The organism is Streptomyces sp. NPDC004838, from assembly GCF_053600955.1.
Genome location: NZ_JBSGAW010000030.1, coordinates 59,441 through 85,797, shown reverse-complemented (window position 1 = coordinate 85,797; position 26,357 = coordinate 59,441). Strand labels below are relative to the sequence as shown.

Sequence of the window (26,357 nt, the reverse complement as noted above, 5' to 3'; positions counted from 1 at the left end):
CTGTGCCGATCTCTGTGCGGTCACGGCGGCTCGGTCAGGGGACTCAGTCACCACTGCAGGGCGCGTCGATGCTCAGATCGCTCAGATAGCGGTCGCGCTCACCCTTCGGCAGCGGTTCCGCCACCAGACCGCACAGGGTCTCACGCCAGTCGGCGACGTCCAGCGGTCGGCGGACAAGGGTGCCGTCGCTGCCGAGTACGAGCACGCCACCGCCCGGCGCGGGGACGACCTGTGGCGAGGGATCTTCGGCGGCCGGGCTGTGTGATCCCAGGATCCAGCTCCCGAGCGCGTCACCGCTTTCCGTATCCCAGAACTCCAGACCGCTCTCCGTCGTCGTGGCGAAGGCATGCACCAACGTGCGTGCGTCGCCGCTGAAGACCACGTCCGGGAGTCCCGTCCGGGTGACCACCGGGCTGGTGACGGCCCTGCCCGTGCCGACATCGAGGACGGCGATGCGGCCGTCGGCGTTCACCGTCGCCACCTTCCTGCCACCGTGATCGACCGAGATCCGGAAGACCCCGGATTCGGCCCGGCCGTCCACCTTCCGGACCTTCTCGAAGCGGCCGTCCCCCGACCACCTCCAGACGAGGACGTCGCCGAGGCTCACATCGCCGGCGACCAGGGTCTTGCGGTCTCCGCTCAGGGCCAGTTGGAGGGTCCCGCCGTCCTCCTGGTCCAGGACCTGCTTGAGAACCCCTGTCCGGGTGTCGATCAGCACGACTTTCTCATCCCATGTGCCGACGAGGTGGACGCCGTCCGCCAGGAAGTAGAGACGAGGACCGTTCACGGACGCGGTCCGGTAGGCGTACGTCCTTCTCTCCCCGACCTGTCGTCCGGTTCGCGGGTCCCAGAGGGAGAGTTCGCCGCGAGAGAACAGCGCGACCCGGCCGCCGTCCGGGGTGGCGGCGACCGCTCCGTCCGAGAGAGGGACCCCTTCGGGAATCCGGCCCAGTCGCCTCAGCCCGGCATTTCCGTCGGCGACGGCCCACAGCTCCGTCTCGTCCTGGTGCCCTGGGCCGACCCCGTACGCGAGCCGCCCGTCGGGAGTCAGTTCTCCCGCCGTCAATCGGCCTTCGTTCGGCAGGTCGTCGGTGCCGCGCGCTCCGACGGTGAAGAGCGAGACCGCTCCGTCGCTGGACCCGGCGGCCACCCACTGTCCGTCGCCCGAGGTCGCGACGCTCATGACGGGCCAGCCGAAGGAGCCCAGCACGCGCTGGCGGCGCAGGCGGGAGTCGAAGACGGAGACCCGCTTCTCCTCGGCCGCCACCACGATCCGCGGGTTGTCCGCCGGGAGTGCCGCGTAATTCAGCCCGCCGGTCGTGGTGGCGAGTCGCTTGCCCTGAGCCAGATCCCAGAGTCCGTCCGCGGTTTTCCTTCCCGGTTCGTCCTCGGGTTCGTCCTCGGGGTTGCCTCCCGAAACGAGCAGCGCTCGGTCGGCGGCGCCGGAGGGGAACGTGACGGAACTGCCCTTCAGCGGGAGGCCGGGCAGCTCTCGGCCGCTCCCCCAGCGCCGGGTCTTCAGGTCATACGCCCGCGCAACGCCCCCCACCCCGTCGAAGGCCATCAACCGACGGTCGTCCTTGTCGAAGGCGAGATGGATCTCCTCGCTGTCGGCCGCGCCCCGGTGGACGAGCACTCCGGTCCTCGTGTCCCAGACGGAGAGCTGCAGTTCCTTCACCTCGGCCGCGTAGTACGTGGCCGCCATCCACCGTCCGTCCCCGGACAGCGCCCAGGCGCGCAGCCGCCGGGCCACCTGGGCCAGGTCCTCGGTGTCGCTCGCGGTCAGGGTACGGAGCAGCTTCCGGTCCGGGACGCTCCAGATCTCGATCGTGTTGCGCGCTCCCTCGATGATCAGGAGCCGCCCGTCGGAACTCAACGCGAGCGCTCCGCCGCTCTGAGCCCATCCCCCGGTCGGAAGGCCGCCACGCTCCTTGCCCGTCCGGATGTCGTAGATGTGCACCTCGTCGGGGCCCTTGCCGAAGGTCGGGGCGCTGCCGAGATCCGAGTAGTAGGCGAGTGTGCTGCCGTCGCGGCTGATGGCGACCTGTGTCGCGGGCTGGTTCCCGGCACCCCGGTAGTCGGCCACGGCTTCGAATCCGCCCTGCAGATGGCGCACGACGCCGCGGTTGGCCTCCACTGCTCGCGCCAGCGCCTGCGCCGACTCGCCCGTCGGCCGGACCTCCTCCGCGTACAGGGCGAACTGCGCCGCTTTCCGCGGATCCGTGTCCGCGATCTCCAGGGAGCGCGCCGCCAGGGCCTGCGACGCCGAGACACGGGCTCGTTCCAGGGCCTCGCCACGCTGCTGCCAAGCGAAGCCACCGGCTGCCAGAGAGGTGACGAGGAGAATCGCGAGTCCCGTGACCGCACCGCGGCGCATCCGTGTCGCCACGCGGTGCTGCCGGATGTCCTCGCTGTCCAACTGGTCCTTGCTGCGGCCGTGCAGGGGCGCGGCCAGGGTGGCCACCGCGTCCCGGAAGTCCGCCTGACGTAGGGAGTACTTCTCCCCCTTGCGGACGGCGGCGAGATCGACCCACAGCGGCTCGGCCTCGAACCTGCCCCGTAGGAGCGGCGGCAGCGCGTCGGTCCGCGACCAGTCGAAGTCGTCCGCCCTGTGGTCCCAGACGACCGTGCCGGCGCTGACGGCGATGAGGAACCGGTCCATGGGGCGGTTGTTGAGCCAGAAGTCGATCTCCTTCTGGACCCAGCGCGAGGCCGCGGCCTCCGGCGAAGCCAGATAGATGAAGTACCGGGACCGCTCCAGCTCTTGGAGGATGGACGACCAGAGATCGTGGTTGGCGGAGAGGCTGGTGGTGTCCCGGAAGACGTTGATGACCTGTCTCCGTGTCCAGGGGCGCGCGAGCTTGTGCAGCCCCCGCTGCAGAGCCTGCGCGAGTTCGACATCGCGCTGGTGGCTGTACGAGATGAATCCGTCCCGCGTCATGAATCGCGCTCCCCGTGCCGTCCGCTGACTGTCCGCCACTTGTGCACTGCCCAGCAACTCGTAGGGTGGCATGTGGTGTTCGCCATCGGGGAAAGGTACAGAACGTGCGTCGACGCCTCAGGCGGGGCGGGGGACTCGCCCCGCAGCAGATCAGCGTGAAGCTGGCCATTCCCTTCGTCGGTGAGATCGCGGGGACGTGGGAGCCCGTCGAGTCGGAGCGGATGGCCGCGTGGGAGCTCTACGTCGAACTGGCCACCCGCATCTCGGTGGTCGAACTCGGCAAGAACCAGGGGCTGCTGCGCGAGGCCCTGTCGTCGCTCTACACGGTGTTCGGCACCACGCGGGAGATCCTGCGCCGGTACGGGCCGGCGGTGGCGCCCAGGGTCGCGCCGGGACAGGTGACCTTCGGACTGCTCGCCGTCAATGTGCTCAACCTCTCCATCAGGCCGCTGCTGAGCCGGTGGCATCCGCTGCTCACGGCGTACGAGAGCGGGCGGAGCGAGCAGATCGACCCCGTCGCACACGAGCGGCGCTGGGAGCGGGCGGAGGAGTTGCGGGCCGAGATCGAATCCGTGCGCAAGGTGCTGCTGTCCCTGGCGCAGGCCCTCAACGAGGTGGCGGGGGTCGGGGACCTGATCACGGTCCGGGTCCCGGCACAGGCCGCCGAGCCCGGCGGATCCACCGACACGGCCCGCCGGGAAGCAGAGTCCCCAGAGGCCCCGTAATTGCCCGTGTTCACCGCATACGGCTCTCCGGGGTTCCGGCGCGCGATCGCCCGCGACATCCGGACGGTCGCGCGCCGTCCCGTGGGATCCGCGGAGGAAGCGGGCTGTTCCGGCTGCACGCGGACCGGTGCTGTGACCGGGGGAGGTCCGCCTGAGCTTCGCAGGGGAACGTCCGAGGCCACCGCACCGGCCACGCGGGCGGCGGGTCGGCACAGGCTCCGGGCTCCGGGCTCCGGGCTCCGGGCTCCGGGCTCCGGGCTCCGGGCTCCGGGCTCCGGGCACAGCGTCGGCACCGCCGACGGGGACCGCGCCGGCGTCAGTTGGAGGACCAGCGCTCGCCCGACAGGAGATCGCCGAGCCCCACCCACGAGAAGTTCATCAGCGTGGCCGCCGCCTCCTTCGCCGATACCGACCCCGTGTCGTTCATCCACCCGGCCAGCGACTCCGCCGACCCCACCAGCGCCTGCGCCAGCGCGGCCATGTCGCGCTCGGGGAGTCCGGGCTCGGGTGCGTCGCGCGCCCCGCGCGCGTCGGGCCTCTTAGACACCTCGGACGCATCGGGCACATCGCGGTCCCGGCGCGCGGGCCCGGCCTCGTGCGCCGCCGCCGCGATCAGCGTCGCGACGTACTCGACGATCTCGTTCCGCATCAGCGCGGCCTCGCGGGCGAACGGCTCCCCGTGCGTCCGCGCCTGACGGTGGAGGACGTTCCACCCGTCCGGGTTCTCCGCCGCGTGCGTGAAGAACGCCGTGAGCCCCGCCCACAGCTGCCGGTCCGCGGAGAGCCCCGGCACGGTCGCGGCCTGTACGGAGGCGAGCAGCGCCGACGCCTCCCGTCGGATGCACGCGGTGAACAGCTCGTCCTTCGAGTTCAGATACAGATAGATCAACGGCTTGGAGACCCCCGCCAGCTCCGCGATCTCGTCCATCGACGCCGCCCGGTAGCCACGCCGCCCGAAGATCCGCACCGCGGCGTCCATCATCTGCCGCTCCCGGACGGCCCGTGGCATCCGCTTGCTCCTGGCGCCCTTCACGGCATCCATGCCAGACATCCCTCCCGCACCCCGGCCTGCTGAGAAGCCCCCACCCCTACCGATCAGTAAGCCTACGACCCGGCGCAAGGTCATTAACGCGCCACGGTCCCCGCGCTCCGTCCGTACAGAACGCGGGGACCTGCGGCGATGGGGTGGTGCGGGGTGGAGCGGCAGGGCGGTCGGGCCGCTCCACCGATCACCGAAAACAACCGAAAAGCAAAGAGAAACCCAGAGAAACACAGAGAAACTCGGGGTCGCCGTCTCCGGCGCGGAAGACTAGATACCCATGGCCTCGTCCGGGCTCAGGGCGTCGAGGATCAGGCCGAGGCCGAAGGTGAACTCGTCGGCGTAGTCGTAGCCCGGCTTGAGGGCGTGCTCGACGGCGAGTTCGGTGAGATGGGGGTAGGCGTCGGCGGGCATCCCCTGGAGGATGGCCCCCGCGACCTCGTCCAACTCCGCCGAGCCGTTGAACGGCAGGCTCAGTTCCTGGATCACGAAGCCGTAGAGATAACTGTCGATCAGCGAGACGGCGTGCGCGGTCATCGCGACGGAGAACCCTCCGGCGCGCAACGCGCCGATGACGGCGTCGTGGTGACGCAGGGTCGCCGGGCCCGGCCGGGCGCGGGAGTCCATCAGCGCGACGGCCCACGGATGGCTCCGCAGCACGGCCCGGGCGGAACACGCCCGGTGGCGCATGGCGCTCTTCCAGTCCGTGTCGCGCGGCGGCAGGTCGATCTCGCCGAACACCGCGTCCACCATGCCGTCGAGGATGTCCTCCCTGCCCGCGACATGGTGGTAGAGCGACATCGCCTCGACGCCCAGCGGCTCGGCGATGGCCCGCATGGTGAGCGCGGCCGAGCCCTTCTCGTCCGCCACCGCCACCGCCGTACGGATCACGCGCTCACGACTGAGCGGCGTACGCTCCGTCGCCCCGCGCCGGCCCTTGCCTCCCTCACGCATCCGCGCCTCCCTCTCCTCGTCGCCATTGACCGCCTTACAACATAAGGCTAACTTGCCTTACAACATAAGGTAGACATTCCGGCGAGAGGCTGCGCCATGGGCACGGAACGTAAGAAGATCTGCGTCGTCGGGGCTTCGGGGAAGCTCGGGCGGTACATGGTCCGGCACGCGCTGGAACGCGGCTACGAGGTGGTCGGCGTCTGCCGCGAGCGCAGCGTGCCGAAACTGGCCGAGTTCGAGGGCCTGATCACCATCGTCCCCGGCGCCACGAACGATCCGGAGGTGATCCGGCGGGCGGTGGACGGGTGCGACGGGGTGCTGACGGTGCTGGTGCCCTGGGGTGTGCAGCAGTACTCGTCGGGCACTGCGCAGGCCGTGCTCGACCACGCACGGCCGGGCGCGCGCCTGGTCTTCTCTTGCGGCTGGCACATCACGCGCGACGGCCGGGACAGGTACTCGCGGATGTTCACCGCGGGCGTCCGGATCGCCGCCGTGCTCGGCAGGCTCGTCCGCGCCGTCGAGATCGACGACCAGGTGGAGGCGTGCCGCCGGGTCTTCGCCAGCGACACCCGGTGGACCGTGGTGCGCGGCAGCACCCTGGAGGAGGGCGACAGCCAGGGCCTGCCCGTGTGGAGCCGGCATGTGGGCGACCCGGTGCTGGCCAGCGACCTGACTCGCCGGGTGGACTTCGCGCTCTTCATGGTGGAGGCCCTCACCGACGACACGCTCGTCCAGGAGGCGCCGGCGATCGTCGGCCGCCTGAGCCCCAGCGCCCTCGCCCACGCCGACGGCGCCAAGGACCGCTCCCAGGGCCGCTCCTAGGGTGCTGTGACCGGGAAGGGTTCACCGGACGGCGAACCCTTCCCGGTCACAACAGTGGCGGCAGGTCGTGTCCAGGCCACGCCTAGGCCGCGGCGGGCACCTTCCGGCCGGACTCGTACTCGTACTCGTCGATCGGTGACGAACTGGCCGAGTCGTACGCGTCGTGGTCCAGGATCTTCTCCTTCGCGGCGACGATCACGGGCACGAGAGCCTGGCCCGCCACGTTCGTAGCGGTCCGGATCATGTCGAGGATCGGGTCGATCGCCATCAGCAGACCCACGCCCTCCAGCGGGAGGCCCAGCGTGGACAGGGTCAGGGTGAGCATGACCGTCGCACCGGTGAGGCCCGCCGTGGCGGCGGAGCCGACGACCGAGACGAACGCGATCAGCAGGTAGTCCTGAATGCCGAGCTGCACGTCGAAGATCTGGGCGATGAAGATCGCCGCGAGCGCCGGGTAGATCGCGGCGCAGCCGTCCATCTTGGTGGTCGCGCCGAACGGGACGGCGAAGGACGCGTACTCCTTCGGTACGCCGAGCCGCTCGGTGACCTTCTGGGTGACCGGCATCGTACCGACGGAGGAGCGGGAGACGAAGGCGAGCTGGATGGCGGGCCAGGCGCCCTTGAAGAACTGGAGCGGGTTGACCTTGGCGACCGTCGCGAGCAGCAGCGGGTAGACGCCGAACAGCACTATGGCGCAGCCGATGTAGACGTCGGCGGTGAAGGTCGCGTACTTGCCGAGCAGGTCCCAGCCGTAGTCGGCGATGGCGTAGCCGATGAGGCCGACGGTGCCCACGGGCGCGAGGCGGATGACCCACCACAGGGCCTTCTGGAGCAGTTCGAGCACGGCTTCGCTGAGGGTGAGGATGGGCTTGGCCTTCTCGCCGAGCGCGAGGGCGGCGATACCGGCGACCGCGGACATGAAGACGATCTGGAGGACGTTCAGCTCGGTGAAGGGCGTGATGACGTCCGTCGGGATGATGCCGGTGAGGAAGTCGATCCAGCTGCCCTGGTTCTCGGGGGCCTTGCCGTCCTTCGGCGTGAGGCCGGTGCCCGAGCCCGGATTCGTGAGCAGGCCGATCGTGATGCCGATGGCGACCGCGATCAGTGAGGTGATCATGAACCATACGAGGGTGCGGGAGGCCAGCCGGGCGGCGTTGTTGACCTTCCGGAGGTTGGTGATCGACACCAGGATGGCGAAGAAGACGAGCGGGGCGACGGCGAGCTTCAGCAGCCGGATGAAGATGCCGCCGATCTGCTCAAGGGTGTCCTTGAGCCAGCCGATGTCCTGCCCTCGGGCGAGCCAGCCGAGGAGGACGCCGAGCACCAGACCGGCGACGATCTGCGCCCAGAAGGGGACCTTGGGTATGCGGAAGCCGGAGCCCGAGGGCTTTCCGGCAGCCGGGGACGTCGTGTTCGCGGACACGGACACACTCCAGTGATGACGTGACGGGGAGAGGCAGAGCGGATGGCGGCGCCCGTGCGCGAGAAGGGGCTGCGCCGCGAGAGGGCTGCGCCGCTGGGGGGTGGTGCCGGGGTCAGACCGAGCGGCGACAGACCGCCGACATGCAGCGGCAGAGATCGACATGCAGGCGCGCCACGAGCGGGGTGCTCGCGGCGTCGTGGGGGCGCACTGCTGTCTTCATAATGCATACGTTAACACTTGAACTTTGAGATTCTCAAAGGGTTGCTTTGGGTTGAGAGCGGGAGCCCCCCGGGGCGGGAACCCGGCGCGGGTCAGAAGCCCCCCGGGGTGCGGGCACCCGACGGCGCCCCCTGCGGAACGGGCGCCCGACGGGGTGACCCTCCGGGTCCGCTCCGGGGGCATATTCGGGACTGCTTTCCTCACCGCGCTCCGCGCGAGTTGCGACGCTTTACGTCCCGAACACGCCCCCTGCGCGTCCCCTCACTCGTCAGCGCACCGCGCCTCGCGCGAAGGCGGACGATCACTCACAGGCCCGACCCCCGCCTGCCAAGACACCGCGGCGTCGCATCGGGGCGAACAACCCCGCCGGGCCAGTCGCCCCCGTCAAGGCACGCCCCTCGTCCAGAGGCGAGCACCCCCACGCCCGGCCTCCATCAAGAAACCGCCCCTCGCGAAGAGGCCCGCCCCCGACCGTCAACGCCCGCGCCCGCCACCGGAGAAAACACAACCGCCCCCGGCGGGAGCGGGATGCTCCCCGGGGGCGGGTGGGTGGAACGGATGGCGCGGGTTACGCGACGCTGTCCTCGCTCGTGCGGTTCGCGTCCAGGCGGGCCTTCGCCTTGTCGACCGAGTTGACGATCTGCTCCGACATGGCGTCCCGCTGCTTACGGAGCAGGATGAAGCTGAGCGGCGCGGAGAGCACCAGCGAGAGCAGCACGACCCAGACGAAGTTGGAGTCGCCGAGCCCCTTCGGCAGCACGCCGAACTGGACCAGGACGGCCACCACGGCGAAGCAGCCGACGAAGACGCCGAAGCGCATGGCGGTGTACTTGATCGCTGCACTCGACTTGGCTGACACGGCGGGACCTTCTCTCTTTCTGCGTCGTATGTGCTCGAACCAGTGAAGCACGGGCGGAAAACGATCAGTACAGCGGCAGCAGCATGGTGATGTCGTCCCGGTCGTCGCCGTCGGCGACCCGGATCGCGCCCGGCACCCGGCCGACCTCTTCATAACCGCAGCCCGCGTAGAACCGCTCGATGCCCGTCCCGCCGCGGACGCCGAGCCGGATCGCCTCGATGCCGTCGCACCCGCGCGCCGCGTCGGCGACCGCGGCCATCAGACGGCGGCCGTGGCCCGCGCCCTGGTGCCGGGGGTGGACCATGACCGTGTACAGCCAGAGCCAGTGCTTCATCAGCCGGTGCGAGTTGAACGAGAGGAAGGCGGTGGCCGCGACCTCGCCGTCCTCGTCGTGGCCGACCAGCAGGCGGGCGGCGCCCTCGGACATGGCCGTGAAGTGCCGGAGCAGTTCCGGGCGTATGTCCTCCGCGGTGACGGGCGGCACGAAGCCGACCGCGCCTCCCGCGTTGGTGACATCCGCCCAGAGACGGAGGATGCCATCGCGCAGGGCGCGGTCGACGGACGGGTCGAGGGTGAAGGTGAGGGGCATCTGTCGGTTCACGTACGCCGGAGCGGTCCGGGCGGTCCGTAGTGGTCCGTAGCGGCTCAGACGCGCATGGGCTGCGGCGACTCGCGCCGGTCCGCGTCCGGGCCGGGATACTCGCGGATGATCTCGTACCGCGTGTTCCGCTCGACCGGGCGGAAGCCCGCGTCACGGATCAGATCGAGCAGATCGTCGCGGGTGAGCTTGTTCGGCGTGCCGTAGTTGTCCGCGTCATGGGTGATCTTGTACTCGACCACCGAGCCGTCCATGTCGTCCGCGCCGTGCTGGAGGGCGAGTTGGGCGGTCTGCACGCCGTGCATCACCCAGAAGACCTTGACGTGCGGAACGTTGTCGAAGAGCAGGCGGGAGACGGCGAAGGTCTTCAGCGCCTCGGCCCCGGTCGCCATGGTCGTGCGCGCCTGGAGCTTGTTGCGGATCTTGCCGTCCTTCATGTCGACGAAGTCGTGCTGGTAGCGCAGGGGGATGAAGACCTGGAAGCCGCCGGTCTCGTCCTGGAGTTCACGCAGCCGCAGGACGTGGTCGACGCGGTGGCGGGGCTCCTCGATATGCCCGTACAGCATCGTGCACGGGGTCTTGAGCCCCTTGCTGTGCGCGAGGCGGTGGATGCGCGACCAGTCCTCCCAGTGGGTCTTGTGGTCGACGATGTGCTGCCGGATCTCCCAGTCGAAGATCTCCGCGCCGCCGCCCGTGAGGGATTCGAGCCCGGCCTCGATCAGCTCGTCGAGGATGTCGGACGCCGGCATGCCCGAGATGGTCTCGAAGTGGTGGATCTCGGTGGCGGTGAACGCCTTGAGGGAGACGTCCGGCAGGGCTTCCTTCAGGGCGCTCAGAGAACGGGGGTAGTAGCGCCAGGGGAGGTTGGGGTGGAGCCCGTTGACGATGTGCAGTTCGGTGAGGTTGTCGTTCTCCATCGCCTTGGCGAGGCGGACGGCCTCCTCGATGCGCATGGTGTACGCGTCCTTCTCGCCCGGCTTGCGCTGGAACGAGCAGTACGCGCACGACGCGGTGCACACGTTGGTCATATTGAGGTGGCGGTTGACGTTGAAGTGGACGACGTCACCGTTCTTACGGGTGCGCACCTCGTGGGCGAGTCCGCCGAGCCAGGCGAGATCGTCCGAGTCGTAGAGCGCGATCCCGTCTTCACGGGTCAGCCGCTCTCCGGCCCTGACCTTCTCCTCCAGCTCGCGCTTGAGCCCAGCGTCCATGCGCCCGCCTCCCATATATTCATTGCCAATCGGGCTTCCCCAACCGTACTCCCCCGTATCCTGCGGGCCGGTGGACCCCCAGGACCACAGGTCACACCCGGTCGGGCAGCTCCCCGACGCGGTTCTCCCACTTGGTGGAGAGCACGATCGTCGTACGCGTACGGGAGACCCCGCGGGTCCCGCTGAGCCGGCGGATGGTCTTCTCCAGACCGTCCACATCGTTCGTACGGATCTTGAGCATGTACGAGTCGTCGCCCGCGATGAACCAGCAGTCCTCGATCTCTTCGAGATCGCGCAACCGGCGCGCCACGTCCTCGTGGTCGGCGGCGTCGGAGAGGGAGATCCCGATGAGGGCGGTGACGCCGAGACCGAGGGAGGCCGCGTCGACGGTGGCGCGGTAGCCGGTGATGACGCCCGCCGCCTCAAGACGGTTGATCCGGTCGGTGACGCTGGGCCCGGAGAGGCCCACCAGCCGTCCCAGCTCGGCGTAGGAGGCCCTGCCGTTCTCCCTGAGGGCCTGGATGAGCTGCCTGTCCACCGCGTCCATAAGCCTGGAGCCTTCCATTATTCAGCGATCCAGCGATCTGTTAGGGCAAATCTAAGGCGTGGAGGGGAAAATCCCTACGATTATTCCATGATTGAGCGATGATCTTCATGGGTGTCCGGTGCTATCGGGTCCGGTCGACGGAAGACGGTCCGTCGGCGGTACGGTCCTCGCGCGAGGCGCCCAATTCCCCTTCCCAGCGGCGGTACAGCCGGTGCGGCACGCCGGCCGCGTCCAGCACCCGCCCGGCGACGAAGTCCACCAGATCCTGGATGTGGGTCGCGCCCGCGTAGAACGCCGGGGACGCGGGCAGCACCACGGCGCCCGCCTCGTCCAGCGTGACCAGATGCCTCAGCGTCTGCCCGTTCAGGGGCGTCTCCCGTACGGCGACGATCAGCGGCCGGCGTTCCTTGAGCGTGACGCTCGCCGCGCGCTGGAGCAGATCCTTGGAGAGCCCGAGCGCGATTCCGGCGACGGAGGCGGTGGAGGCGGGCACGATCAGCATGCCCTTGGCCGGGTACGACCCCGATGACGGCCCGGCGGCGAGATCCCCGGCCGCCCAGTGCCGTACGACGTCGGGGGCGGGGGCCGAGCCGGGGACGGGGCTGGCTGGGGCCGATCCGGGGCCGGGGGTGCTGTCCGGCCCCGGGGCGGGGGCCGATCCGGGGGCGGTGAAGGCGGGCACGGCGTACGTACCCGGCTTTCCGTCCGCGCCGCGCGCCAGCCACTCCCGCAGATCGTCCCGCCAGTACGCGTCCCGGAACGCGATCCCGGTCTCGTCCAGCAGGGTCAGCCTCGACGCCCGCGAGACAACGAGGTCGACGCTCTCCCCCGCGTCGAGCAGCCCGCGCAACACCGCGGCGGCATAGGGCGTACCGGACGCGCCCGAGACTCCGACGATCCAGGGACGGCGGGTCTTCACTTCTGGCTCCACACATGTGAGCCTATCCGGCGGTGCGCGCCAGGAACTGAGGACGGTGTGCCGGACGTTCTCCAGGGTGTACGCCGGATCTTCGACCGGGGTGGCGGAGAGCGAAAGCAGAGAGAGAAGGCGGGGGGGCTGCGATGAGGGGTGCGGACGTCACCGAGTGGCGCACGGCGGACCGTGCGAAGGCCGCCGCCGGGCTGATGGTGGGCTGGATAGCCCTGCTCTGGGTGCTCGAGGCGATCGATGCGGCGAGCGGCCACTCCCTGGACGCATACGGGGTGACCCCCCGCGAGGTGTCCGAGCTGCGCGACGTCGTGCCCTCGGCCTTCCTTCACTTCGGCTTCGACCATGTCGCCTCCAACAGCGTCCCCCTGTTGGTGTTCGGCTTCGTGGCCGCGCTCGGCGGCATCCGGCGCTTCCTCGCCGTCTCCCTGATGATCATCCTGGTGGACGGGCTGGGCGTCTGGCTCGTCTCACCGGGCAACAGCGTTACCGCGGGCGCGTCCGGCCTGGTCTTCGGCCTCTTCGGCTATGTGGTCATCCGCGGCTTCGTCGACCGCAGGCTGCTCGACGTCGGCGTGGGGCTGCTGATAGGCGCGGTCTGGGGAAGCACCATCCTGATGGGCCTCTCCCCCGCCCAAACGGGAGTCAGCTGGCAGGGCCATCTGTTCGGCCTGATCGCGGGCATAGCCGCGGCCTTCGTCTTCCGCCGCCGCGAGAGGGGCGGGGTGGCGGCGCGCGAAGCCGTCGCCTGAGCGGTGCCGGGTCAGCCCCGACCAGTACGTCGGGGTTCGGCCGGGGACGGAGGAAAAGGCGGGCCGGGCCGACAGCCCCGCCCGGTCAGGCGTCGGCCAAGGCCAGGTCAGGTCAGGTACCGGGGTCGACTGGGAGCCGTGAGGTGTCGGCGCTGAGCGTGCCGATTGCGCTCTCGACGGTCAGGGTCTCGCCGTAGGGAAACTGTCCGTACCTCGGTAGCCGGTGGGGCCGGGGTTCCAGCAGGTGGTCACTTCTCCCTTGCACGGGTCGAAGATCAGATAGTTGGGGATGCCCCTGGCAGCGTAGTGACGGTCCTTGACCTTGTAATCGTTGCGCCTGCTGCTCGGGAAGACGACCTCGATGGCCAGCTCGATCAGGTCAGGCGGGCAGGCGCTGAGATTTCGCGCCTCCTCCTTCGCCGGGACGACGGCGAGATCCGGGCAGAACTCGTCGGAGTCGGTGAAGGGAACGGCGACATCGCTGATAAGGCCCCACTCCGAGCCAAGCTGAGTCTCCAGTCGCCCCCAGAGGTTCATCATCGTTCGATTACGGAAGGGACGTACGGGACTCATCACGATGTTGCCCTCGACGATCTCGGTCCGATAGCCGGGGAACATGTCCTTGAACCGGCTGAGCTGCGAGTGCAGGCGATCAGTCTCCGAAATGGTCACGTCGGCCGCCCTGTCCTGCCCTCGACGGTAGACCGGACCGTAGCTACACCGTCAGCCCGCGCACCAGGAGATCCAGGAGCGCGAAGACGAACAGCGAGATGCCGATGAAACCGTTGGTCGTGAAGAACGCCCGGTTCAGGCGGGAGAGATCGTGCGGCTTCACCACCGAGTGCTCGTACAGGAACGCCACCACCACGATCACCAGACCGGTCCAGAACCAGACCCCCGCGTCCGTGGCCAGCGCGTACCAGACCAGCAGGCCGGTCGTGACGACATGCGCCGCCCTCGCCCCGTACAGCGCCGCCGGGACGCCGAAGCGGGCGGGGACGGACATCACGCCGTCCGCGCGGTCCGCCTGTACGTCCTGGGTGGCGAAGATCAGGTCGAAGCCGCCGATCCAGACGCCGACCGCCAGACCGAGGATGACCGCGTCCCAGGACCAGGTCCCGGTGACCGCGAGCCATGCGCCGATGGGGCCGATGGCCTGGGCGAGGCCGAGGATGGCGTGCGGGAAGTTCGTGAACCTCTTGCCGTACGGGTAGACGACCATCGGGATCACGGCGATCGGCGCGAGCGCGAGGCAGAGCGGGTTGAGCAGGGCCGCCGCAGCCAGGAAGATCGCGACGGCGACGATCGCGCCCGTCCACGCGGACCGTACGCTCACCGCGCCCGTGACCAGTTCCCGCCCGGCCGTACGCGGATTGCGCGCGTCGATCTCGCGGTCGATGATCCGGTTGCACGCCATCGCGAAGGTCCGCATCCCCACCATCGCGATGGTGACGAGCAGCAGCTTCACCCAGTGGATGCTCCCGTCGAGCTGGAACATCGCGGTGAGGGAGGCGATGTACGCGAACGGCAGCGCGAAGACCGAGTGCTCGATCATCACGAGCCGCAGGAACGCCCTGGTCCTGCCCGGCCCCGGTACGGCGGCGGCGGAGGCGCTCACCGCCGTGACTCCCCGGCGTCGCGCAGACGCGCCGCGCACGTCGGCGTCCCGGTTGGTGCCCCCGTAGGTACGGTGCGCGTCGGCGTCCCGGTACGTACGGCACGCGCCGCCGTCCCGGTACCTGCCGCGTGCGCGGGCGTGCCGCTATCTGCCGCGTGCGCGGGCGTGCCGATGCGTACCGCGCGCGTCGAAGTCCTCGCGCGCCGGAGTCCCGTTGGCCTCACAGCCCGTATTCCTTCCAACGCCGGTCCACCAGCGCCGCCGTGTCCGGGTCCGACTCGACCATGTCCGGCCAGCCTCCGTCGCGCGTGTAGCCCTCCTCGGGCCACTTCTTCGTCGCGTCGATGCCCGCCTTGCCACCCCAGAACTGCTGGTACGAGGCGTGGTCGAGGTGGTCGACCGGGCCCTCGGCGACCGTGAGGTCGCGGGCGTAGTCGGTGTTGCCGAGCGCGCGCCAGGAGACCTCGTGGAGATCGTGGACGTCGCAGTCGGAGTCCACGACCACGATCAGCTTGGTCAGGGACATCATGTGCGCGCCCCAGATCGCGGACATGACCTTCTGCGCGTGCTTCGGGTACTTCTTGTCGATCGAGACGATGGCGCAGTTGTGGAAGCCGCCGGACTCGGGCAGGTGGTAGTCCACGATGTCCGGGACGATGATCTTCAGCAGCGGCAGGAAGAATCGTTCGGTCGCCCGGCCCAGCGGCCCGTCCTCCGTCGGCGGGCGGCCGACGACGATGGACTGGAGCAGCGGACGCTTCCGCATGGTCACGCAGTCGATCGTCAGCGCGGGGAACGGCTCCTGGGGGGTGTAGAAGCCGGTGTGGTCGCCGAAGGGGCCTTCCGGGAGCATCTTCCCCGGCTCGAGCCAGCCCTCCAGCACGACCTCGGCCTGCGCGGGCACCTGGAGCGGGACCGTCTTGCAGTCGACCATCTCGATGCGCTTGCCCTGCACGAAGCCCGCGAACAGGTACTCGTCGATGTCACCGGGCAGCGGCGCGGTCGACGCGTACGTCACCGAGGGCGGGCAGCCGAAGGCGATGGCGACGGGCAGCCGCTCACCGCGCTTGGCCGCCACCTGGTAGTGGTTGCGGCTGTCCTTATGGATCTGCCAGTGCATGCCGATGGTGTTCCGGTCGTGGCGCTGGAGCCGGTAGAGACCGAGGTTGCGCACACCCGACTCCGGGTCCTTGGTGTGCGTCAGACCGAGGTTGAAGAAGGAGCCGCCGTCCTTCGGCCAGGTGAAGAGCGCGGGAAGCCGGTCGAGGTCGACGTCGTCGCCGTGCAGGACGACCTCCTGCACGGGCGCGTCCTTCACCTTCTTCGGCGGTACGTGCACCATCGAGCCGAGCTTCCCGAACGCCTCGCGCACCCCGACGAAGCCGTGCGGCAGCTCCGGCTTCAGCAGCCCGCCGATCTTGTCGCTGATGTCCGAGTACGACTTGAGGCCGAGCGCCTTGAGCAGCCGTCGGTCCGTGCCGAAGACGTTCATGGCCAGCGGCATCGAGGATCCGCGCACATTCTCGAAGAGCAGCGCCGGTCCGCCCGCCTTGTTGACCCGGTCGACGATCTCCCCGACCTCCAGATGCGGGTCCACCTCCGCCTTGACTCGCTTGAGGTCGCCCTCGCGTTCCAGGGCCCTGAGCAGGGAACGAAGATCGTCATAAGCCATACGCCCCAGTATCGGGTACCGGATACCCTGGCCGCGTCACCGGGGGCCGTCCGCGCCCCGACAGCTCACCCGCCGTCTCATCCTGGGGGACCGTAAGACCATGCTCAGGTATCTGCCGTTCCTGCTGGTCCTGGCGCTGTGGATCTACGCCTTCATCGATGTCCTGAACACTCCCGAGAAGGAGATCAGGAACCTCCCCAAGGTCGCCTGGGTCATCATCGTCCTCCTCTTCGGCGAGGTGCTGATCGGCCCGATCGCCTGGTTCGTCGCCGGACGGCCCCGGGCGAGCGTCGCGGGCGGCGGCCCCGCCGAGGGGCGGCGCGGCAGCGGCTGGGTCGCGCCCGACGACAACCCCGACTTCCTGAAGTCCCTCAAGGAGGAGAACAAGAAGGACGAGTCCCTCCTCAAGGACTGGGAAGCGGATCTGCGCCGCCGCGAGGAGGAGCTGAAGCGCCGGGACGGCGACGAGTCCGGGAACGACGGCAAGAAGAACGACGGGAAGAAGTAGGGACGGGAAGAAGTAGGCAGGTCCGGGTCCCGTGGAACTGCGGCTGCTGGTCACCTTCGAGAAGGTCGCGACCGTGCTGAGCTTCACGCGCGCGGCGGCGGAACTCCGGTACGCCCAGTCCAGCGTCACCAACCAGATCCGCTCCCTGGAACGCTCCCTCGGCGCCGAACTCTTCGACCGGCTTGGCAGCCGGATCCGGCTCACGGAGGCGGGTGAGCGGCTGCTCCCGTACGCCCGCCGGATCATCGAACTCAACGAAGAGGCCCGCGCCGCCGTCATGGCGACGGACGAGCCCGCCGGGACGATCAACGTCGGCACGATGGAGTCCCTGACCTCCTACCGGCTGCCCGCCCTGCTGGAGCTGTTCCACCACCGCTATCCGGGCGTGCGGCTCTCGCTGCGCCCGACCCTCGGCGACGAGACCCGCCGGGCGCTGCGCGAGGGCGTTTACGACATCGGCTTCCTGATCGACGCGGAGACGAGCCATCCCGGTCTGCGCTCCGAGGTGCTGACCCCCGAACCCCTGGTCCTGGTGGCCGCGCCCGGCCATCCGCTGGCCGGGGCGGCGGAGCTGACCACCGCCGACCTCTCCGGCGTCCAGCTCGTGGGCACCGAGCCGGGCTGCCCGTACCGCGACCTCTTCGAGCGGGAGCTTCTCGAACGCACCGGCTCTCCCCCGCCGTTCATGGAGTTCGGCACGATCGAGGCGACGAAGCGCGGTATCGCGGCCGGTCTGGGGGTCGCCCTGCTGCCGAGAATGACCGTGCGCGCCGAACTGTCGTCCGGCGCGCTGGTGGAACTGCCGTGGGAGGCGCCGTTCCGCCTCTACACCCAGGTCGCCTGGCGGGAGGGCAAGCGACTGCCACGGCATGTGCGGCTGTTCATCGACGAGACGATGCGCACGGTTCGGGAGCAGAGCCTCCGGGACGCCCGGCCCGTCGCCCGACGGTCGGTTCCGGAGCCACCGCCGGAGCCGCGTCGGCCGGCTTCGGTTCCACCGGACCCGCCGGGCGCGCGTCGGTCGGTTCCGGGGCCGCCTGCCCCGCCGGGCGCGGGGTCCCGCTCCGAGTGATCTTCAGGCTCGCCGCGACGATCAGCGGCAGCCCCAGCGCCTGGACGATCCCGATGTGATGCCCGTACACCGCCCAGTCCGCGACCATCGCGACGGCCGGGTACGTGAACGCCAGGACCGCGATCTTCGCGGTCGGCAGCTTCTGGTACGCCGCGTACATCAGCACGTACATCAGCCCGGTGTGCACCAGCCCCAGCCCCACCAGCCACGCCCACCCCGCGCCGAGCCCCCCGGTCTCGGCGAAGTCGGCGAGCGGCAGCAGGAGCGGAATGCCGACCAGTACCTGGACGAGGGCGATGAGATGGGGCCGTACACCGGTGACGCGCTTCGTGATCAGCGTGGACGCGGCGTACAGGAACGCGGCGAGCAGCGCGAGCCCGATGCCCTCGAGCGACCCGACGTCCCCCGGCCGCACCCCGGACACCAGCACCAGCCCGGCGAAGGCGGCGGCGAGCCAGCCCAGTTGCGATCCGGTCAGCCGCTCCCGCAGCACGATCGCCCCCAGTACGACCAGGAAGAACGGCTGGGTGTGGTAGACGACCGTCGCCAGCGAGATGGAACTGGTCTCGTACGCCCGGAACAGGAACACCCAGTTGAAGACGATCAACGCGCCGCCGAGAGCGGCGAGTGAGAGCTTGGCGGGGGTGAGGCCGTGGTCCCGGAAGTAGCCGCGCGCCGCCGAGTATCCGGCGAGGGCGATCGCACCGAAGACGCAGCGGAAGAACACGACGTTGGACGGGCTCGCGGTCGACTCGACGACGAAGACCCCCAGCGTCCCGGAGAGGACCATGGCAAGCGTGAGCTGGACGGTTGCGGTGCGTTCGGTGGTCATGCCCCGACGGTAGGAGCGGGGCGGTGGGCGGGACGAGGGGCCGCTGGGGCGTCCTGCCGATGGGGCGATCGGCCATGCCGATGGGTCGGTGCGCCTACGGGCTGTGTGGGGTGTCGTGCCTTCGGAAACCGGTGGACCCCGGCCTCGCACCGGGCGTGTCCCCCATGCACCACTTCACAGGAAGGGGAGAAGCGGCAGGGTGCGTCAGTTGGTTCGAGGACCATCGGGTCGACCACGGCTGGCCTGAGGTACTCGGTGTCGACGACACTTCGCTGCACCAGACTGCTCTGGTGGTACACGGGCTCGCCCACCTCAGAGATACACTCCACGCCCTCGGCCCCGGACTCCTCCTGCCCGGCGGGGTGGAGACCAGTGGCCTGCTGGAACGAGTCGAGCCACTAATCAACCACGGCGTGCAGGGTCTGCTCTACCACCGCCGTCCCAGCGGGGCGTGGGGGTGGCGTACGTACGTCGACACCGCCCCGAGTCCGAGCAAGACCGCGCTGAGCGTGCTGGCGTTGTCCGCCGTCCGCTCCGGCACCGGACCCGAGGGCGAGCCCGCGTACCGGGACACCCCGCGAGAGGCCGGAGGGGTGCACCAGGGACCGAATCACCGCGCTGAAAGGCTGTTGATGGACACCCGCACGATCCGCAACACCAACGTCACGCTTCCCGCACTCGACGAGCCGGGCCTCTACATCGCCGGTGTCACCTCGTTGGAAGGTGGACGCGGCCGGATGGCGGAATTCCACTATGCGGACGCAGATCTGCGCGACCTCGACTTGACCGACATCCAACTGCTGGTCGGACGAATCACCGGCCTCAAGACTCAGCGCGCCCGCTTCGACAAGCTCCGCGTCGACTCCGTGGAGTTCTCCGGCTGCGACCTGTCCTCCCTGCACTGGGTCGAGAGCAGGATCTCCCGCACCGCATTCCGCGACTGCAAACTCATGGGTGGCGTGCTTGAAGACGTCACACTCGAAAACGTCCTGTTCGAGAACTGCAAGCTCGACTACAGCACCTTCACTCGCGTGCGCACCGCCGGACCCGTGATCTTCTCGGCGTGTTCCCTGCGCGAGACCACCTTCGCCGCCACCGACTTGGGGAGCGCACTGATCGACGACTCTGATCTCCGGTCGACCGAGTTCGACGGCGGCAGCAACCGCGGCCTGGACCTCAGGGGCAATGACATCTCTCAGCTCCGCGGCCTCGCGTCGCTCAAGCAGATCGTCATCGACCGGGCCCAGACTCTCCAGTTGGCCGAGGCCCTCGCCACCGAACTGGACGTCACTTACGGCGAAGACCTCGATGAGTAGCCGAGGCATCCGTCCGACGGGTCCAATTCAGTTCTGGTTCAGCCGTTGGGGTGGTGATCGGCGGGCGGGCCGAACGGTTCCGGGCTGCGGTACGTGACGGCGTCGCCCGCGCCCTCCGCCGCCTCCGACAGCCCCGCGCACCGGACCCCGGCCGCGGTGGGCCGCCGTGCGCGCCCTGTTCAGCACCTGGCCGACGTTCGTAAAATCGTTCCCTCCGCCGGAAGTGCGGCCGAGGGACGGGGGAGCGCATGCGGGCTGATGGCATCCTGTGGGACGCGAACACGGTATCCAGCGGCCGATTCTGGCGTCGCTGGCTGAAGAACGGCGTTGTCGTAGCCTGCTGCGCCGGTTTCGCGCTGCTGGTCACCTCCCCCGCCGCCGGCGGCGGAGGCTCCTTATTCCGGGTCGTGCTCGGCCTGACGGCGATCCTCTTCGTGATCTGGGCCGTCATGCTCGTACGCGACTACCGAGCGCTGATCCACGTGCAGATCGTCGGCGGCGAGGAGGCGCGGCAGCTACGGATGACGACGGTCACGGGCCGCGTCCTCACCTTCGCGGCGGAGGACGTGACGAGGGTCGATCTGGTCTTCACCTCCTGGGCACCGGATCCGGATTCGATCGACATCGGTGGCGGCACGGTCCGTATGAACCTTCAACTCCGTCGCGGCAACGCGCGCCGTCGCCGCCGTGGCCGGTGGGGCGGCTACGGCCGTGGGGAGGGAGACCACATCACGGCGGCGTGGAAGCGCGCCTGCCCGGCCGCCACCGTGACGGACAGCTACCGGTCGCAGTCGATGGGCACCGGCTGACGAGCGGATACGGGGCGGCCTCCGTGAGCGGCACGTTAGGCGCAGGCGGAGGCGCGGGTGCGGGCCGCGCCGGGGCCGGAGGCGCTGAGTGAGTTCTGATCTCACCGGCTCACCTCGGGGCAGGGATCGGGCGTGCGCGTTCGTTGACGGCGAAGTCGGTCGTAGGCCCACGGTCATCCCTGTCAGAGTGTCGCCATGTCGACCACACCTGATGGACGCCCCTTACCGCCCGCGCATGCCGATGAGCGCGCCATGTTGGAAGCGTGGCTTGACTTCCACCGTGCGACCCTCGCCCTGAAGTGCGCAGATCTGACGGATAATCAACTACGGCTTGCGGCGGTTTCACCTTCTCCCATGACGCTACTCGGTCTCGTCCAGCACATGGCCGAGGTGGAGCGCCACTGTTTCCAGCGACGATTCGCGGCCCAGGACGTGCCGCTGGTCTTCGGGGAGAGCGATGACGACAGCTTCGGCTTCGCCCTCCAGCCGGACCGAGGACTCGACGAGGCGACGGCCGCGTGGCAAGCGGAGATCGCCCGAGGACGCGACATCATCGCTGCCGCGTCGCTGGACGACTTCGGCCGCCAGCCCGAACACGGAGCAGGGCACGCGGGCCATCGCAGAGTCTCGCTGCGCTGGATCCTGGTCCACATGATCGAGGAGTACGCACGTCACAACGGCCACGCCGATCTCATCCGTGAGCGAATCGACGGAGTCACCGGGGCGTGAGGCGTCCTTGCGCGGTCGGACAGACCGTGCAAGCGGCCACTGTCCGCCACAGCGTTCGCCAGATGACGTTGTGCTCGCGTCCCAAAGCACGCTGGGACAGCCCACCCCGGCGGTCATGACGACAGCCGTACAGATCGACCTTCGGCTCCTGGGGCTCGACACGAGCACGTACGAGCGACTCCGGGCGTGGTGCCGGTGCGTGCCGAGAGGGGTCAGGTTCGAGTGGCGTAGGAGAGGAAGCTGGTCCAGGCTTCAGGTGCGAGGGCGAGTTGCGGGCCCCGGTGCACCTTGGAGTCGCGGACGTGGATGATGGTGGGGCAGGCGGCGACTTCGACGCAATCGTCGCCGTCGGCGCTGCTGTGGCTGGACTTGTGCCAGGACAAAGCCGCTTCGACGCAGTCGCCGGCATCACTGCTGCTGTAACTGCTCTTGAACCAGGCCAGTTCGGTGGTGTTCATCGCCCTCCTCGCATCCGCTGCGACAGGCCCAGAGGCTCCCAGGGTAAGGGCCTGAGAACGCATCCTGGGGCGGTTCCGGCGGTGCGACGGTTGCACGCCGGGCCTCGGTGGGGGCGCACTCGGGTGAGGATGTGGCAGTCGGGCCTGGCGGGGCTCCAGCGCCGATACGGTGCCGAGCGTGGGCCGGGCGGCGGCCTCGCCGGTCCACCGAGGAGCTTCATGTCCAACGCGCCCATGACGGCAGCCGAGTACTGGGACAAGTACAAGCCGTACAAGGGGGAAGGCAGTCAACCGCCCCCGCGGACCGACCGGTTCGACTGGACGCAGTACCCCGGACATGGGCCGGGTGCCGAATTCCTCGGGTCGCCGACGCGGGCGCTGGAGCTCGGGCCCGCCGAGGGCAAGGAAGCCGCCCACCTCGCGCACCGGGGCGTGGAGGTCACGGCCGTGGACTTCTCGGCCGAGCAGGTGGGACGGGCCCTGGGCTGGTGGCGGGACGCCCCACGGCTGACCTTCGTGCATGCGGAGGCGTGCGCGTTCCTGACCGCCTGCCCCGACGCGTACGACGCGATCTACTCGGTCTGGGGCGCCGTCTGGTTCACCGACCCGGAGGAGTTGTTCCCCCAGGTCGCCAAGCGCCTGACGCCGGGTGGCGTCTTCGCGTTCTCGCACGCCGAGCCGGGGCCCGGCGCTTACGGACCGCAGCGGATGGGCGGCACGTGGTTGGAGGGACGGGAGAAGGACCTCACGGTCCTGCGCTGGCAGTACGCCCCTGAGATGTGGGCCGACCTCCTGAAGCGGCACGGTTTCGCGCGGGTGGAGGCGCGGGTGCTGGCCGCGCCGGGCGCGGAGGCGCTGGGGACGCTCATGGTGCGCGCCTGGGTGACGGCTCCATGACGGAGGGAGGCCCCCGCAGCGAACGGGCCGGGGCCTCCCGCTCCGTCCCGTCGGGCACGGCCGGCCCTGTGTTCGGGGATTCATGCCGCCGACGGTAGGAGCGCGCGGTGCGCGGGAGCGAAGCCGTGCCCTGTAGCGGCGCGGCTGCCAGAACTGTCGACAGCGGTCGGTAGTGGCGGGAGCGCGTCGGGTGAACATGCGCTGGTCCTCGCCTGCACCGAGCGTGAAAGGCAGGCCGGCGCGGTCGGCAGGCGCGGGCTGACTGCCGCGAAGACGCGGTCGGGCCGTTCGGTCCTCGGGTGCACAGGCCCTCGGGGGTGTACCAGGTGGCCCCTGCGCGCCGATGCCCCTCTAGACGCACACTGGAAGCCGGGACGGATGCACGCCCGGAAGGTGATCGTCATGATGTGGTACTACGGCGGCGGCGGGGGCGGCTGGATCCTCATGGTCATGTTCATGGCGCTGTTCTGGGTGCTGGTGATCGCCGGAATCGTGGCGCTCGTCCGCTACCTCACCGGCACCCGCCAGGACCGCCAGTCCGGCCCACCCCCCTCCTCCGGTGCGCCTGGATGGGGAGGCAAGCGGGCCGAGGGCCTGTCTCCCGGTGAACAGGAACGGTCCTCCGGAGAGCCGGGATGGGGAGGCAAACGGGCGGAGGACCTGCTCGCCGAGCGGTTCGCCCGCGGGGAAATCGACGACGACGAGTACAAACGACGGCTCGCGCTGCTGCGGGAGCACCGCTGAGCCCTCCACGTCCCCTGCGGCCTGACGGATGTACGTGAGCGTCCCCCCACCGGAGCCGATGGATCCCGTTGAGGCCCCAGGGTCAGTGAGATGCTGGGTCAGACCCCGCTGTGGAACGCTCACGTGCATCCTCACTGTCAGGTGTAGAGCGGTACTTTGACGCAGTGGGCGTCGGTCGTCGGGTCTGTTCCCACGCGAGTGCACACTTCGATCTCGATGTCTCTGCCTGGGGTGAGTGACCCGATGTCTACCGTCAGCCCTGGGCCGTTGTTGGCACCGTTCTTGTCCTCAGCGAACCCGGAACGGTAGCGGCCCGATGTGATGTCCCAGACCTGGGCGACCACACGGCGGCCGTCCGCCTTGAGATCGTGGACCTCGAAATCGCCGTTCGAGGTCTCCCAGACAGCCTTGCCGCGGTCGATGGGATCGGTCCGCCAGGTCAGCTCGTACGCATGAGCCGTACCTTGCGTCGTCAGCAGCAGCGCGGATGCGAGGCCGCCGACGACTCCCACGGCACGCAGACCCTTCAGCCTCTTCCTCATGATTTTCCCCTTTGCGTCACCCCAGGACCAAGACTGGTCCGGCACCCCTGAGAGTGCCGACGGGTTGCGCCGATGTCATGGGATATCCCTGCACGGCACCTGCCCATTTCTGCACGCGGGCCGTAGGCACCACCCTCGGTTGGATCACCGCCGAGATCAGGACGCGCCGCCCGCTCACGTCGAACCGACACACGAGCGCCCCGCGCCGAAGGGATTCCGGGGCGGGGCGCTCGTACGGGCCGAGGGGTCAGGCTCGGGTCGCGTAGGAAAGGAAGCTGGTCCAGGCTTCAGGCGCGAGGGCGAGTTGCGGGCCCTGGTGCACCTTGGAGTCGCGGACGTGGATGGTGGTGGGGCAGGCGGCGACCTCGACGCAGTCGCCGCCAGAGGTACCGCTGTGGCTGGACTTGTGCCAAGACATGGCCACTTCAACACAATCATCGCCGGAACTGCCGCTGTAGCTGGATTTACGCCAGGACAGCGCCACCTCGACGCAGTCGCCGGAACTGCCGCTGCTGTAGCTGCTCTTGAACCAGCCCAGTTCTGTGGTGTTCATTGCGCTCCTCGCATCCGCTGCAACAGGCCCAGGGAGTCTTCCAGGGTAAGGGCCTGCGAGCGCATCCTGGCATACCGCATCTGGAGTGTGCTGACCACCTTCGAGTCAGAAATGAACTGGCCGCTTTCCTGCCCCTCGCAGTAGCCGAGCCATTTGTTCTGCGGGGTCTCCAGCAGCCGCATGGAGCCGTCCAGCCCCGCATGGTTCTCTCGTACCAGCGGCATGATCTGAAGCTCGACGTTTCGCAGCTCTGCGATCTCCAGCAGATGCTCAATCAGTCCCTGCGTGACCTCGACCCCACCCGTCTTCCGCAACAGCAGGTGCTCTTCCAGGATGAAGCTGAACGCCGTGTTCGGACGCTCCCGCAGCAGTCGCTGCCTCTCCGCCCGCGCCGCACACTGCGCTTCAAGCTTGTCGTTCTCCAGCGGCGGCAGCCGGTTCTCGAACAGTGTGCGGACATAGGGCTCCGTCTGTAACAGGCCCGGAACCAACCGACATTCGTACGTGTAGAGGCTGATCGCCTCCTCCTCCAGCTTCGCCCACTGCCGGAACCAGCTCGCAAGCCCCGGCCGCCGCGACAGATGCTTCGCCGCGCCCCTGATCGCCCCGAACGCGTCCAGCACCTCCTCCGCCCGTTCCACGAAGTCCGGCGGCGGGAAGCGGCGGCCCTGTTCGATGGAGGCGACCGTGGGGACCGAGTACCGCACCAGTGGGGCGAACTGCTCCTGCGTCAGACGCGCCCGTTTGCGGAACGCCTTGACGACCTCACCGAAACCCTTGAGGCTGTCCGACGACTCGGGTTCACCCCCGCCACCGGAGCTGGGGATCGCGCCGCCGCCCCCACCCGTAACGTCCGTACCGTCCGTCATGCCAGGACACCTCCCGCACACGTACCTCGCCGCACCAACCCGCCGATCATCACGGTCGGTTACCGCTCCCGTCCAGCCCCGGAACCGGTACGCAGAATCAGCGTACGACTTGCTGACCTGGTGAACAGCCGGAAATCCGCACCACATTGGGCCCATGACGCAACGTCCGCCCCAGCAAAACCCGGTCACCGTACGTGTGTTCTCGCAGCGGTTCAGCTCCACCCCGCTCGGCGCGCATCTCGCCCGGCACATCACTCTGCGCCAGCTCCACGGCTGGTCCGTGCCGTACGACACCGACGTCGTCCACACCGCCGCCCTGCTCGTCGCAGAGCTGGCCTCGAACGCCGTCACTCACGGACGCGTGTCGGGGCGGGACTTCGAGCTGAAGCTCAGCCTCACCCCGGAGAGGCTCGTCGTCGAGGTGTCGGACACACGGGGAGAGCGGCGGCCCCCGAACCCCGGCGAGCTGACCGCCCCGCCGTCCGGTTCAAGCGGTGGGCGGGGGCTGATCCTCGTGGAGGCGCTCGCCGACCGCTGGGCGGTGCTCGACCGCGTACCGGCCGGGAAGACCGTACGCGCCGAACTGGACCTGTCCCGCTGACGCGCCCGGAGCTGAACGACGTATGCGTGAGCTTCTTTCGCGACGCGAGCCTCTGGTGCGTGAGCTTCTGTCGCGTGGCCTCGTGCGGGTGCTGTCCCTCGTCCAGTCCGCGCGAGGAC

At 69.2% G+C, this 26,357-nt stretch carries 27 protein-coding genes and 1 pseudogene; 11 read left to right on the top strand and 17 right to left on the bottom strand.

The features are described from left to right. Nucleotides 1–43: 43 nt before the first annotated feature. Nucleotides 44–2,941 (bottom strand): TIR domain-containing protein, encoded by a 2,898-nt coding sequence (locus ACWEFL_RS29020; protein ID WP_451717941.1) that lies wholly within the window; start codon nt 2,939–2,941, stop codon nt 44–46. 104 nt (nt 2,942–3,045) lie between these two features. Between ACWEFL_RS29020 and ACWEFL_RS29015 the strand changes: the two genes are divergently transcribed. Further along, nucleotides 3,046–3,666, top strand: coding sequence for a hypothetical protein (locus ACWEFL_RS29015; RefSeq protein ID WP_451717938.1), 621 nt, complete (start codon nt 3,046–3,048; stop codon nt 3,664–3,666). 316 nt (nt 3,667–3,982) lie between these two features. Here the strand turns inward: ACWEFL_RS29015 and ACWEFL_RS29010 are convergent, their stop codons facing one another. Together ACWEFL_RS29010 and ACWEFL_RS29005 are read right to left on the bottom strand one after the other, a co-directional pair. Beyond that, nucleotides 3,983–4,675, bottom strand: coding sequence for a TetR/AcrR family transcriptional regulator (locus ACWEFL_RS29010; protein ID WP_451718015.1), 693 nt, complete (start codon nt 4,673–4,675; stop codon nt 3,983–3,985). Between the two features lie 300 nt (nt 4,676–4,975). Next, the gene (locus ACWEFL_RS29005; protein WP_451717936.1) at nt 4,976–5,659 is read right to left on the bottom strand and encodes a TetR/AcrR family transcriptional regulator; all 684 of its coding nucleotides are present in this window, start codon (nt 5,657–5,659) and stop codon (nt 4,976–4,978) included. Nucleotides 5,660–5,755: 96 nt separating this feature from the next. Here ACWEFL_RS29005 and ACWEFL_RS29000 point away from each other — a divergent pair, with 96 nt between their 5' ends. Further along, nucleotides 5,756–6,481, top strand: a complete 726-nt coding sequence (locus tag ACWEFL_RS29000) for an NAD(P)-dependent oxidoreductase (RefSeq protein WP_451717933.1) — start codon at nt 5,756–5,758, stop codon at nt 6,479–6,481. An 82-nt stretch (nt 6,482–6,563) separates the two neighbouring features. Here the strand turns inward: ACWEFL_RS29000 and ACWEFL_RS28995 are convergent, their stop codons facing one another. From ACWEFL_RS28995 to ACWEFL_RS28970, 6 genes are all read right to left on the bottom strand, one after another. Continuing rightward, entirely contained in the window at nt 6,564–7,904 is a 1,341-nt protein-coding gene (locus tag ACWEFL_RS28995; RefSeq protein ID WP_451717930.1) for a dicarboxylate/amino acid:cation symporter, read from the bottom strand. A 787-nt stretch (nt 7,905–8,691) separates the two neighbouring features. Then, the gene (locus ACWEFL_RS28990; protein ID WP_451718013.1) at nt 8,692–8,943 is read right to left on the bottom strand and encodes a DUF4229 domain-containing protein; all 252 of its coding nucleotides are present in this window, start codon (nt 8,941–8,943) and stop codon (nt 8,692–8,694) included. 103 nt (nt 8,944–9,046) lie between these two features. Continuing rightward, a complete protein-coding gene (locus tag ACWEFL_RS28985; RefSeq protein WP_451717927.1) occupies nt 9,047–9,571 on the bottom strand; it encodes an N-acetyltransferase family protein in 525 nt (174 codons plus the stop codon). Nucleotides 9,572–9,627: 56 nt separating this feature from the next. Further along, the gene (gene mqnE / locus ACWEFL_RS28980) at nt 9,628–10,791 is read right to left on the bottom strand and encodes an aminofutalosine synthase MqnE (protein ID WP_451717924.1); all 1,164 of its coding nucleotides are present in this window, start codon (nt 10,789–10,791) and stop codon (nt 9,628–9,630) included. 91 nt (nt 10,792–10,882) lie between these two features. After that, nucleotides 10,883–11,338, bottom strand: coding sequence for an Lrp/AsnC family transcriptional regulator (locus ACWEFL_RS28975; protein ID WP_451717921.1), 456 nt, complete (start codon nt 11,336–11,338; stop codon nt 10,883–10,885). 121 nt (nt 11,339–11,459) lie between these two features. Further along, a complete protein-coding gene (locus tag ACWEFL_RS28970; protein WP_451718010.1) occupies nt 11,460–12,257 on the bottom strand; it encodes a UbiX family flavin prenyltransferase in 798 nt (265 codons plus the stop codon). A 143-nt stretch (nt 12,258–12,400) separates the two neighbouring features. Here ACWEFL_RS28970 and ACWEFL_RS28965 point away from each other — a divergent pair, with 143 nt between their 5' ends. Beyond that, the gene (locus ACWEFL_RS28965) at nt 12,401–13,018 is read left to right on the top strand and encodes a rhomboid family intramembrane serine protease (protein WP_451717918.1); all 618 of its coding nucleotides are present in this window, start codon (nt 12,401–12,403) and stop codon (nt 13,016–13,018) included. A gap of 180 nt (nt 13,019–13,198) precedes the next feature. Here ACWEFL_RS28965 and ACWEFL_RS28960 read toward each other — a convergent pair whose 3' ends face one another. The 3 genes from ACWEFL_RS28960 to ACWEFL_RS28950 all read right to left on the bottom strand — a co-directional run bounded on the left by ACWEFL_RS28960 (nt 13,199) and on the right by ACWEFL_RS28950 (nt 16,308). After that, a complete protein-coding gene (locus ACWEFL_RS28960) occupies nt 13,199–13,690 on the bottom strand; it encodes a Uma2 family endonuclease (protein ID WP_451717915.1) in 492 nt (163 codons plus the stop codon). Nucleotides 13,691–13,733: 43 nt separating this feature from the next. Next, nucleotides 13,734–14,636, bottom strand: a complete 903-nt coding sequence (mqnP, locus tag ACWEFL_RS28955; RefSeq protein WP_451717912.1) for a menaquinone biosynthesis prenyltransferase MqnP — start codon at nt 14,634–14,636, stop codon at nt 13,734–13,736. 220 nt (nt 14,637–14,856) lie between these two features. Then, complete coding sequence (locus ACWEFL_RS28950) at nt 14,857–16,308, bottom strand: menaquinone biosynthesis decarboxylase (protein WP_451717910.1); 1,452 nt, start codon at nt 16,306–16,308, stop codon at nt 14,857–14,859. Between the two features lie 100 nt (nt 16,309–16,408). Here ACWEFL_RS28950 and ACWEFL_RS28945 point away from each other — a divergent pair, with 100 nt between their 5' ends. Both ACWEFL_RS28945 and ACWEFL_RS28940 read left to right on the top strand, forming a co-directional pair. Then, nucleotides 16,409–16,816, top strand: coding sequence for a PLD nuclease N-terminal domain-containing protein (locus ACWEFL_RS28945; RefSeq protein WP_451717907.1), 408 nt, complete (start codon nt 16,409–16,411; stop codon nt 16,814–16,816). Nucleotides 16,817–16,847: 31 nt separating this feature from the next. Continuing rightward, a pseudogene (locus tag ACWEFL_RS28940) lies at nt 16,848–17,651 on the top strand (LysR family transcriptional regulator); the annotation flags it as partial. Between the two features lie 46 nt (nt 17,652–17,697). Here the strand turns inward: ACWEFL_RS28940 and ACWEFL_RS28935 are convergent. Then, nucleotides 17,698–18,720 carry a DMT family transporter gene (locus tag ACWEFL_RS28935; protein WP_451717904.1) on the bottom strand — a complete coding sequence of 341 codons (1,023 nt, stop codon included), beginning with the start codon at nt 18,718–18,720 and terminating at the stop codon, nt 17,698–17,700. A 290-nt stretch (nt 18,721–19,010) separates the two neighbouring features. Here ACWEFL_RS28935 and ACWEFL_RS28930 point away from each other — a divergent pair, with 290 nt between their 5' ends. From ACWEFL_RS28930 to ACWEFL_RS28920, 3 genes are all read left to right on the top strand, one after another. Beyond that, nucleotides 19,011–20,036, top strand: coding sequence for a pentapeptide repeat-containing protein (locus ACWEFL_RS28930; protein WP_451717902.1), 1,026 nt, complete (start codon nt 19,011–19,013; stop codon nt 20,034–20,036). Nucleotides 20,037–20,284: 248 nt separating this feature from the next. Beyond that, complete coding sequence (locus tag ACWEFL_RS28925) at nt 20,285–20,845, top strand: hypothetical protein (RefSeq protein WP_451717899.1); 561 nt, start codon at nt 20,285–20,287, stop codon at nt 20,843–20,845. Nucleotides 20,846–21,040: 195 nt separating this feature from the next. Further along, nucleotides 21,041–21,574, top strand: a complete 534-nt coding sequence (locus ACWEFL_RS28920; RefSeq protein WP_451717896.1) for a DinB family protein — start codon at nt 21,041–21,043, stop codon at nt 21,572–21,574. A 212-nt stretch (nt 21,575–21,786) separates the two neighbouring features. Here the strand turns inward: ACWEFL_RS28920 and ACWEFL_RS28915 are convergent, their stop codons facing one another. Further along, a complete protein-coding gene (locus tag ACWEFL_RS28915; RefSeq protein WP_451717893.1) occupies nt 21,787–22,032 on the bottom strand; it encodes a DUF397 domain-containing protein in 246 nt (81 codons plus the stop codon). Nucleotides 22,033–22,251: 219 nt separating this feature from the next. On the opposite strand from ACWEFL_RS28915, the gene ACWEFL_RS28910 reads away from it, so the two are divergent. Further along, nucleotides 22,252–22,929, top strand: coding sequence for a class I SAM-dependent methyltransferase (locus tag ACWEFL_RS28910; protein WP_451717890.1), 678 nt, complete (start codon nt 22,252–22,254; stop codon nt 22,927–22,929). 402 nt (nt 22,930–23,331) lie between these two features. Then, the gene (locus ACWEFL_RS28905) at nt 23,332–23,673 is read left to right on the top strand and encodes an SHOCT domain-containing protein (RefSeq protein WP_451717887.1); all 342 of its coding nucleotides are present in this window, start codon (nt 23,332–23,334) and stop codon (nt 23,671–23,673) included. A 137-nt stretch (nt 23,674–23,810) separates the two neighbouring features. Here ACWEFL_RS28905 and ACWEFL_RS28900 read toward each other — a convergent pair whose 3' ends face one another. From ACWEFL_RS28900 to ACWEFL_RS28890, 3 genes are all read right to left on the bottom strand, one after another. After that, a complete protein-coding gene (locus tag ACWEFL_RS28900) occupies nt 23,811–24,215 on the bottom strand; it encodes a hypothetical protein (RefSeq protein WP_451717884.1) in 405 nt (134 codons plus the stop codon). A gap of 247 nt (nt 24,216–24,462) precedes the next feature. Next, nucleotides 24,463–24,768 (bottom strand): DUF397 domain-containing protein, encoded by a 306-nt coding sequence (locus ACWEFL_RS28895; RefSeq protein WP_451717881.1) that lies wholly within the window; start codon nt 24,766–24,768, stop codon nt 24,463–24,465. Then, complete coding sequence (locus ACWEFL_RS28890) at nt 24,765–25,637, bottom strand: helix-turn-helix domain-containing protein (protein ID WP_451717878.1); 873 nt, start codon at nt 25,635–25,637, stop codon at nt 24,765–24,767. The genes ACWEFL_RS28895 and ACWEFL_RS28890 overlap by 4 nt, the downstream gene beginning before the upstream one ends. Nucleotides 25,638–25,791: 154 nt before the next feature. On the opposite strand from ACWEFL_RS28890, the gene ACWEFL_RS28885 reads away from it, so the two are divergent. Then, a complete protein-coding gene (locus ACWEFL_RS28885; RefSeq protein WP_451717875.1) occupies nt 25,792–26,238 on the top strand; it encodes an ATP-binding protein in 447 nt (148 codons plus the stop codon). Nucleotides 26,239–26,357: the final 119 nt, after the last annotated feature.